The 9,555-nt window shown below is 64.3% G+C and carries 9 protein-coding genes and 1 pseudogene; 4 read left to right on the forward strand and 6 right to left on the reverse strand.

The features are described from left to right. From DV520_RS11700 to DV520_RS11710, 3 genes are all read left to right on the forward strand, one after another. On the forward strand, positions 1-1,011 hold a 1,011-nt coding region (locus DV520_RS11700), incomplete at its 5' end, for a lipid II flippase MurJ (protein ID WP_148881887.1). Positions 1,012-1,086: 75 nt separating this feature from the next. Continuing rightward, positions 1,087-1,899 (forward strand): nucleoside triphosphate pyrophosphohydrolase, encoded by an 813-nt coding sequence (gene mazG / locus DV520_RS11705; RefSeq protein ID WP_021919270.1) that lies wholly within the window; start codon positions 1,087-1,089, stop codon positions 1,897-1,899. Continuing rightward, the gene (locus DV520_RS11710) at positions 1,886-2,161 is read left to right on the forward strand and encodes an HU family DNA-binding protein (RefSeq protein ID WP_021919271.1); all 276 of its coding nucleotides are present in this window, start codon (positions 1,886-1,888) and stop codon (positions 2,159-2,161) included. The genes mazG and DV520_RS11710 overlap by 14 nt, the downstream gene beginning before the upstream one ends. Positions 2,162-2,277: 116 nt before the next feature. Here the strand turns inward: DV520_RS11710 and DV520_RS11715 are convergent, their stop codons facing one another. The 6 genes from DV520_RS11715 to rny all read right to left on the reverse strand — a co-directional run bounded on the left by DV520_RS11715 (position 2,278) and on the right by rny (position 8,824). Next, entirely contained in the window at positions 2,278-2,517 is a 240-nt protein-coding gene (locus DV520_RS11715; protein ID WP_117142982.1) for an RNA-binding S4 domain-containing protein, read from the reverse strand. A 12-nt stretch (positions 2,518-2,529) separates the two neighbouring features. Next, positions 2,530-3,207, reverse strand: coding sequence for a signal peptidase I (gene lepB / locus DV520_RS11720; protein WP_117142983.1), 678 nt, complete (start codon positions 3,205-3,207; stop codon positions 2,530-2,532). Positions 3,208-3,325: 118 nt separating this feature from the next. Further along, entirely contained in the window at positions 3,326-5,203 is a 1,878-nt protein-coding gene (locus DV520_RS11725; RefSeq protein WP_117142984.1) for an ATP-binding protein, read from the reverse strand. Then, complete coding sequence (locus tag DV520_RS11730) at positions 5,200-6,297, reverse strand: metallophosphoesterase family protein (protein ID WP_117142985.1); 1,098 nt, start codon at positions 6,295-6,297, stop codon at positions 5,200-5,202. The genes DV520_RS11725 and DV520_RS11730 overlap by 4 nt, the downstream gene beginning before the upstream one ends. A gap of 23 nt (positions 6,298-6,320) precedes the next feature. Further along, complete coding sequence (locus DV520_RS11735) at positions 6,321-7,106, reverse strand: TIGR00282 family metallophosphoesterase (protein WP_117142986.1); 786 nt, start codon at positions 7,104-7,106, stop codon at positions 6,321-6,323. 170 nt (positions 7,107-7,276) lie between these two features. Further along, complete coding sequence (gene rny / locus DV520_RS11740; RefSeq protein WP_117142987.1) at positions 7,277-8,824, reverse strand: ribonuclease Y; 1,548 nt, start codon at positions 8,822-8,824, stop codon at positions 7,277-7,279. 295 nt (positions 8,825-9,119) lie between these two features. Here rny and DV520_RS11745 point away from each other — a divergent pair. Beyond that, a pseudogene (locus tag DV520_RS11745) lies at positions 9,120-9,555 on the forward strand (hypothetical protein); the annotation flags it as partial.

Raw genomic sequence — 9,555 nt, forward strand, 5'->3', positions numbered from 1 at the left:
GTCACGGCCAGCGGCTTTGTCTCCCTGGTCTACCTGATGATCCGCCACCACCGCCGCAACAGCGGCCGGGGGCTGGCGCCCACCGACGACAAGCCTGAGCGCGCCGGGCAGATTCTCAAGACCCTGGCGGCCATCGCCATTCCCATCACCCTGAGCTCCTCCGTGGTGCCCATCACCACCTACCTGGACACGGTCCAGGTGCAGAACCTGCTCCAGAGCGCCCTGGGCTATACAGAGCAGCTGGCGGTGAGTCTGTACGGCTGCTACCAGAAGGCCATCACCATCTACAATCTGCCCTCGGCCTTCATGGTCTCTCTGACTGCCTGCATTGTCCCCGCAGTCTCCGCGGCCTTGACCCGGAAGGATAAGCTGGGGGCGGGGAAGATTGCCGAGTCCGCCCTGCGGGTGGGCGCCCTGCTGGCCCTGCCGGCCGGCGTGGGCCTGGCGGTGCTCTCCGGCCCCATCATCCAGATGCTCTATCCAGAGACCAACCAGGAGGTGGCCAGCCACTGCCTGCTGGTGCTGGGCATTGCCTCGGCCTTTGTGTGCATGATGCTGCTGTGCAACGCCATCCTCCAGGCCAACGGCCGGGCGGCCCTGCCTATCTGGTTTATCGCCATTGGCAGCGCCACCAAGCTGGCGGTGAACTTTGTCCTGGTGCAGATTCCCTCGGTGGGCATCAAGGGAGCGCCCATGGGGACCCTGGTGTGTTTCGCGCTGGTGTCGGTGATGGAGCTGGTGGCCATTAAAAAGGTTACCCCCCACCCGCCCAAGTACCTGCGGGTCTTTGTGAAGCCCGCCATTGCCGCCGGGGTGATGGGGGCTGCCGTGTGGGCCAGCTATGGCCTGCTGGCCGCCCACTTGGGCAACACCCTGTCCGTGGCGGGGTCCATTGTGATCGGCTGCGTGGTCTACGGCATTCTGGTTCTGGTGCTGCGGATCGTCTCCCGGGATGACCTCTCCCTGATGCCCAAGGGGGATAAGATTGCGAAACTGCTGCGGATTCGCTGAGTGGAAAAAATTTTTGGAAGAAGCCTGCAAAATATCCCATAAAGACTTGAGATTACGGGAATGATATGATAAATTATGATCAATTTTGAAGAGAAGACGGCCTATACGGTGGAGGACCTGCGCCGGATTGTCCACCTGCTCCGCGCCCCAGGGGGATGCCCCTGGGACGGGGCGCAGACCCATGAGAGCATCCGGCGCAACTTCCTGGAGGAGGCCTATGAGGTGGCCGAGGCCATCGACGAGAAAAACCCCGCCCATCTGAAGGAGGAGCTGGGGGATGTCCTGCTCCAGGTCCTGTTTCATGCCTCCATAGAGGAGGATGCCGGCCGGTTTACCCTGGACGACGTGGCCGACGGCATCTGCAAAAAGCTGATTTTCCGGCATCCCCACGTCTTTGGCGGCGCGGCGGCCACCCCGGACAGCTGGGAGGAGCTCAAACGCCAGGAGAAGGGGCAGACCACCTACACAGCCACCCTCCAGAGCGTGGCCAAGAGCCTGCCCGGCCTGTGGCGGGCGGAGAAAATCCAGGCCAAGGCGGAGAAAGCGGGCTTTGAATGGCCCAATGTCCAGGCCGCCATGGACAAGCTCACCGAGGAGCTGGAGGAGCTCCAGACCGCGGTGGCGGACCACAGCAACGTGGAGGAAGAGCTGGGCGACCTGCTGTTTGCCGCAGTGAAGATTGCCCGGTTCTTTCAAATAGATGCCGAGGACGCCCTGGCCGGGACCTGCGAGAAATTCATTCGCCGGTTTGCCGGGGTGGAGGCGGCGGTCACAGCCCAGGGCAGGGACATGAGGGAGTTGGATGTGTCCCAGCTGATGGCGCTGTGGAACCGGGAGAAACACCCGGAAAACGAAGAGAGAAAGGGTAATCACCATGAACAAGACTGAACTGATCCTGCGCATCGCGGAGGAGACCGGCTTCTCCCGGAAGAATGTGGAGCTCGGCCTGAACGCCGCCATCAACCTGATCACCAAGGCGCTGACAGAGGAGGAAAAGGTCCAGATCGTTGGCTTCGGCGCCTTCGAGACCAAGGTCCGCGCCGAGCGGATGGGCCGCAACCCCAAGACCGGGGAGGACATCCCCATCCCCGCCACCAAGGTGCCCGTCTTTAAGGCCGGGAAAGCCCTGAAGGACGCGGTGGATCAATAATCCCCACCCACAAGACAACCCCGCCCTGGAGCCATGTTCCAGGGCGGGGTTTTTGGCGCTGGCAGGAAAAGAAACCGGATGGGTTCCTGGTCTCACAGGAACCCATCCGCTGAAAATCAAAGTTCTTTGTAGAGGAGCACGGCATTCTCCTTGCCCTTGGGCTCGGTGACGGAGAGAACCTCCAGCCGCACCGTCCGGGCGCCGAAGCGGATCTCCAGCTGATCCCCCACCTTGACCTCATAGGAGGCCTTCACCACCCGGCCATTGGCGGAGATGCGCTCGTTGTCACAGGCCTCGTTGGCCACAGTGCGGCGCTTAATCAGGCGGGAGACCTTCAGCCATTTGTCCAGTCGCACGGTCTCACCTCCTTATTCCACCAGGCCGATGTGCTGGAAGGGGAGAACCGTGCAGATGGCCCGCCCCAGCACATACCGGGTGTCCACCGGGCCCAGGCGGCTGTCCCGGCTGTCGGAGGAGTTATTGCGGTTGTCCCCCATGACGAAGACAGACCCCTCGGGCACCTCCCAGTAGGTCCCCTGCAGGTAGGGGCTCTCCGGGCGGACCATGGGCTCCATGATGTAGTCCTCCTCCAGGGGCTGACCGTCCACGTAGACTGTGCCGGTGTCATAGTCGATTTCCACCGTCTGGCCGCCCACGGCGATCACCCGCTTGACAATGGGGGTTTCAACGTCTCCAAAGTCCTTGTGCAGGACCACCACATCCCCCTGCTTGGGCTCATAGGCGATGCACTGGAGAAAGAGCATGTCCCGGTCGTTGAGGGTGGGGTCCATGGAGTGGCCGTCCACGCCGATCACGCGGCCGAAGAAGGTGAAGAAGATCAAGATAAAGGCCAGGGCAAAGGTGAGGGCCTGGAGCCAGCCGTAGAGGTCGGCGCCGAAAGCCCCCGGCTTCTTCTCTTTGCCCGCCTTCTGGGCGGCCGTATCCTCCGCGGGGGGCGCGGGGTTCTGGGATGCGGCCGGTCCCTCCTGGGGCGGCGCCTCGGAAGACAGGTGGGGCTCCTCCGGCGGGAGATGGGATTGGGACATTATGGGAACCTCCTTTTGGAACGGAACAATTTCAGGGTCAGTCCTCTATTATACGCTTCTTTTTCCGGGATGGCAACCATAGATTGCCGCCGCCGGAACCCACCGTCCAGGATGCCCGTTAAAAGTCAGGCAGTGTCACCGTGGTGATCTCCGGCCGGTCCTCCAGCATGAAGAATTCCCGGTGCTGGCAGGTGAACAGCAGGATCTGACGGTCCTCGGCCAGCTCTGTGAGCAGGTGCAGGACCACCGCCAGACGGTCATCGTCAAAGGACAGCAGCGCGTCGTCCAGGATAAGCGGACAGGCCTGGGGAGAGGGGAGGACCAGGTCCGCCACCGCCAGACGGAGGGCCAGGTAGAGCTGGTCGGCGGTGCCTTGGCTCAGGAGCGCCAGGGGGCGGTCGGCCAGGGCGCCGGTCTCCCGGACGGTGACGTTGAAACTGCGGTCCAGGGCCACCTGAGAGAACCTTCCCTGGGTCAGCTGCTGGAAGTATCCGGCGGCTGTCTGGCTCAGCTGGGGGGAGAACCGGGCGTGGAGCTGATCGTCGGCCTCCTTTAGGGCCTCCATGGCCACCTCAATGGCGTCGTAATCCCCCTGCAGCCGGGCGGAGGCCTCCTGAATCTCGTCCAGCCGGGCATCCACCAGGACCGGGTCCCCCAGGGCGGTGAGCTGACCTTGGATCTGGGCGATCTCCTGCTCTGCCTGGTGCAGGGAGGCCCGGCAGGCCTCCGCCTCCGGGGGGAGATAGGGGCCGCTGCCGCTCTGCTGGCTGACAGCCTCGAAGTATTTTTGGGCGTGCTCCCGGCGGATTTGGGCCTCCCGCAGGTCCTGGGCCAGGTGGCTGTCCTCCTGCTGGCGGGTCTCCAGCAGGGCGCGAAGCTCGTCCAGGGCCTTGGTGTCCCGCCGGTCACAGGCGGACTTAATCAAGGTGAACAGCAGCACCAGCAGCCAGAGTACCCCCACCACAGGGGCCAGAAACAGGAGGGGAATCTCCGGGAGCTGGAGGGGGAACTGGGGCACATGGGGCGCTGCGAACAGCACCACCCCGCAGAGGGTCAGCAGCACGATGAGGGTCACAAAGCCTGTCATAAGCCGCCGCCGGCTGGCCAGATCGTCCAGGGTGTCTTGAATCTCCTCCTCCAGCTCGTCGGGGTCCGGCTCTGTCTGGGGGGCGTCGGCCTGCTGGCGGGCCAGGAGGGTCTGTAACTGGAGTTCCGCTGCGTCCAGCTCTGCGGCGGCCTCTGCGTAGCGCCGCTGGCTGATGGTCTGGAATTTGTCGTTTTCCATGGACAGCCGGCTCTCCCAATGGGCCTTCTGCTGGCGCAGGCCGGCGGCCCGGGCCTGGAGCTGGGCCAGATCCTGGCGCAGGGAGGCGGTCTGGGTGAGGGTCTGCTGGAGCTGGGCCTCCTCCGCCTCCAGCTGGGGGATCAGGCCGCTTTTGTGGAACCGGCGGCGGTGGAGCCAGGTCTTGAGGCGTTCGTTGGCCTCGGTCCAGGATACATCCTCCTCCCCGGAGGAGACCAGGGCGGTGATCCGCTTCTCCAGCTCCTGGCTCTGGCTGACGGCCAGGCCAGTCTGGCGGAAGAACACCGAGCGGTCAAAGACCTCCTGGCTCACGCCAGTGAGGATCTCCCCGGCGGTCTCCCCGGTCAGGCCGGGCACGGCCAGGCCGGTGTCCTGGTAGACCGCGGAAAAATCCCCCATGGGCACCCCGCTGGCGGAGGTCCGGCGGAGCTCCAGGACCCGGCCCTGGAATTCACAGACCAGCAGCCCCTCCATGGGGGAGCCGCTCCAGGGCCGGTAACGGTTTTTGTCGGCGGGGGCGCCCTTGCGGTCCCGCTGGCGGGTGTCCAGGCCGTAGAGCATGGTCCGCAGGAAGGCGCACCAGGTGGATTTCCCGCTGCCGTTGGGGGCCCCGATGAGGGTCATCCCCGGGCCGAATTCCAGGGTGTCCCCCTGTAAGCAGCCGAAGGTGGCGGTGAGCTGCAAGAGTTTCATTGGGGCTCCTCCCTTCCTTCCAGGGCGGCCAGGCCGAACCGGACCGCCCGTTCCAGCAGGGGCCGCTCAGAGGGGGCGGCCTCCTGGAGGCGCTGGGCCATGGCCCGGAGGAAGAGCCCGGTGAGGGTATCCTCCTCCATCCGGGCCCAGAGAGCCTGGCTCAGGGTGGTGTTGTCATAGAGACTGGCGCTGTAAAAATAGCCGGAGGCCAGGGCGGTGAGGGCAGTGAGATTGGGCTCGTTGTCCGGGTCCCGGGTGCCGGTGAGGGAAATCCGAAGGATGTCCTCCGGCCGGGAGGCGCGGATGAGCGCCTCCAGCGCCTGGGCGGGGTCCTGGCCGGTGATGTCCAGGCTGGGGGTGAGGTACCGCCGCCGGGCCAGGGGGACAAAGTCCAGGGACACCCGGCCGCCCTCCAGCTGGCCCAGATAGACCCCTTTGTCCCCGGTCTCGTCAAAGCCCCGCCCCTCCGGGCAGCCGGGCCAGGCGTAATAGGTTTTTCCCGCCCGCTTCAGGCCGCTGGCGCTGTGGCTGTGGCCCAGGGCCAGATAGTGCAGGCCCGAGGCGGCAATTTCATTGTGGGTGATGGGGCCGTAGCGGCTGTGGGCGGAGGAGAGGTCCCCATGAAAGCAGCCGAAAGCGGCCAGGTCCTCCTCCTGGGCGTGGAAGCCGGCCAGGGGGCTGTCCATCCGGTAGAGGGAGGTAAAGGCACTGCCGTAGACCACCGCCCCCAACTGGGGCACCTCCACCCGGGCCGGGGCGGCCTGGGTGAAGATATGTACGTGGTCCGGCCAGGGAAACTTTCCGTAGGGGGAGGTGGGGGAGTAGGGGTCGTGGTTGCCGGGGGAGAGAAAGACCTCTGCCTCCAGCTCCTCCAAGACCTGATAGAGGGCCTGGACTGTTTCCGGCCGGGCCCGCTGGCCGTCAAAAAGGTCCCCCGCCAGAAAGACCAGGTCAACCTGTGCCTGGCGGGCGGTGTCCGCCAGGCGGGTGAGCAGCTGGCGCTGCTCCTGCCGGCGTTCCGCCGCCTGTTCCGGGGGGAGGGCATGAAAGGGGGAGTCCAGATGAAAATCAGCGGCGTGGAGAAAGGTCAGCATGCACAAGCCCTCCTTGGGTCCCGTCAGTCTGTCAGGTCGGTGCGGGTGACCTGGCAGCAGCGTTTGGTCTGGGTGTCAATGGTGAAGAGAACGGCCCCCAGCCGGTTGGGGCCGTCTGCGGCCTCATACCGCCGGGGCAGCTGGCCCAGGAAGCGGGCCACGGAGTTTTCGGGTTTTACCCCCAGAATGGACCGGGCAGGGCCGGTCATCCCCAGGTCGGTGATAAACCCTGTGCCCTGGGGCAGGATCTGCGCGTCGGCGGTGGGGACATGGGTGTGGGTGCCCCACACCGCCTGCACCCGTCCGTCCAGGTACCAGGCCATGGCCCCCTTTTCGCTGGTGGCCTCCGCGTGGAAGTCCACGAAAAGCAGATCGGCCTGGGCGCCCTCCCCGGCCAGAATCTCGTCAGCCCGGCGGAAGGGGGAGTCCAGGTTGGCGTCCAGCTGAAACCGTCCCATCAGGTTCAGCACCCCCAGCCGCAGGCCCTGGGGGCCCTCATAGAGCCCAAAGCCCCGCCCGGGAAGGTTGGGGGCGAAGTTGGCCGGGCGGAGAATATAGGGGTTGTCCTCCAGATAGTCCGCGATCTGCCGTTTTCCCCAGGTGTGGTTGCCCAGGGTGATGACGTCCGCCCCCGCGTCAAAGAGTTCCTCGGCATGCTGGGGCAGCAGGCCCAGACCGGCGGCGTTTTCGCCGTTGACCACGGTGAAGTGAACATCGTGTTCCTTTTTCAACCGGCGCAGGTGCCGGTGCAGACAGTCCAGCCCGCCCTGGGCCACCACATCGCCCACAGCCAAGAGGTGAAGCAGCATACCGTCTCCCCCTTTTTCAAACAGAAAAGATTTCCCTTATTATATGCTATTTTGGGGAAAACAAAAAGGGAGAAACTGCAAAAAAAGACAAAAATTTTGGCGGGGCGCCGTGTAGAAAACCCCGCCCCTGGGAGCTTCCCAAGGGCGGGGCGTACTATGGGATGTAGGAATCACTTGGCGTATTCCACGATTTTGACCTCCCGCAGCAGATGAACCTTGATCTGTCCGGGATACTCCAGTTCGTTTTCAATCCGCTGGGCGATCTCCCGGGCCAGCAAGGTCATTTCATCCTCGCTGACCACTTCGGGCTTGACGATGATGCGGACCTCGCGGCCAGCCTGAATGGCGTAGGATTTCTCTACCCCGCGGAAGGAAGAGGTGACCTCCTCCAGTTTTTCCAGGCGCTTGATGTAGTTTTCCAGGTTTTCCCGCCGGGCGCCGGGTCGGGCGGCGGAAATGGCGTCAGCGGCCTGCACCAGGCAGGCGATGACGGTCTGGGGCTCTACGTCGTTGTGGTGGGCGTGGATGGCATGGACCACCTCTTTGCTCTCCTTGTACTTCCGGGCCAGCTCCACGCCGATGGTGACGTGGGAGCCCTCCACCTCGTGGTCCACAGCCTTGCCCAGGTCGTGGAGCAGGCCGGCCCGCTTGGCGGTGGCCACATCCTCCCCAATCTCGGCGGCCATAAGGCCGGCCAGCTGGGCCACTTCGATGGAGTGGTTGTACACGTTTTGTCCGTAGCTGGTGCGGTACTTCATGCGGCCGATGAGCTTGATGAGCTCGGGGTGCAGGCCCATGACGTTGGTCTCCAGCACGGCGCGCTCGCCCTCGGCCTTGATGGTGGCGTCCACCTCCCGCTTGGCGATTTCCACCATCTCCTCAATGCGGGCGGGGTGGATTCGGCCGTCCAGGATGAGCTTTTCCAGGGCCAGCCGGGCGATCTCCCGGCGAACTGGATCGAAGCAGGAGACGGTGATGGCCTCCGGGGTGTCGTCGATGATGAGGTCCACGCCGGTGAGGGTCTCCAGGGTGCGGATATTCCGGCCCTCCCGGCCGATGATCCGGCCCTTCATCTCGTCGTTGGGCAGGGGCACCACGGACACGGTGGCCTCGGCCACGTGGTCTGCGGCACATCGCTGGATGGCCAGCCCCACGATCTCCTTGGCTTTCGCGTCGGCCTCCTCCTTGAAGCGGGCCTCCACTTCTTTGATTTTCATGGCGGCCTCGTGGGTGACCTCGGTCTCCAGCTTGGCGATCAGGTAGGCTTTGGCCTCCTCGGCGGTGTAGCCGGAGATCCGTTCCAGAGTCTCCATCTGCTCGGCCTGGAGCTTGGCGACCTTGGTCCGGGCCTCCTCCAGGTTGGCCAGGCGGGCGGCGTAGGACTCCTCCTTCCGCTCCACGTTTTCCAGCTTGCGCTCCAGGGTCTCTTCCTTCTGCTGGAGCCGGCGTTCCTGCTCCTGCAGTTCGGAGCGGCGCTCCTTGGCTTCTCTCTCGTAGTTGGTTTTTTCCGCCAGAATTTTTTCCTTGGCTTCTACCAGGGCTTCCCGTTTTTTGCTCTCGGCGCTCTTGATGGCCTCGTTGATGATGCGCTTGGCCTCTTCCTCGGCGCTGAGGATTTCCTTTTCCGCCACTTTCTTGCGGTACAGGATGCCCAGGGGAATCCCTATCACAAGCGCGACAATAAATACGATCACGCCGGTCAGGATATAGGGCAGCATATTGTCGGGACACACCTCCATTTCTCTAAAATTTCGCATAAAATCGCGGCAGCCGGGCCGAACCGGGCCGATGGCGGCGCCGCAGAAAGCGGGCATGAGGTCCCGGAGTCCCGCCCAAGAGGGGAGACTGCCTCATTGTCTGCATATTTATACTGATTTTATTTTAATGGGCAAAGGCGCGTCTGTCAAGAGACTTCGGGGGCACCGCCGGGAAAAACTTCCGGGAAAGGCTGTCCGGACGGACAGAATGGGCCGGCAGGGCATAGGATGGGAAAACAGAAAAGGAGGAATTGCCATGGAAGGAGCTATGCCTAACACCCCCCTGGACCGGGAAGAGGACAAAAAGGAAATCTTTGCCCGGGTCTGGAAGCGCGTCATGGGCGACCACACCGATGCCTGCCCCATCACCTGGGAGGAGACAGGGGGAGACCAGGCCCAGACCACAACCGAGCAGCAGCAGACCCTGGTCACCGAGGAGGCGGCCCAGACGGAGGAGAAGACGGTGCTCCCGGCCCCCCATGTTCCCCGAGGCGGCCAGCGGCTCCACAGCGACTTTCCCCGGGACGATGCCCAGGGGGTTTTGGGGCCCCAGTGTCTGGACTGCGCGCCGCTGCTCCAGGAGCTGATCCGCCGGGAGCTGGCCGACTGCCGGGAGTACCAGACCCTCTCCCGCCGGGCCGGGGGCGGCCCCGCCCGGGTGCTGGCGGGGCTGGCTGGAGAGAAGAAGCGCC

Origin of the sequence: Evtepia gabavorous, assembly GCF_003425665.1 — a bacterium.
In the GTDB taxonomy this organism is placed as follows: domain Bacteria; phylum Bacillota; class Clostridia; order Oscillospirales; family Oscillospiraceae; genus Evtepia; species Evtepia gabavorous.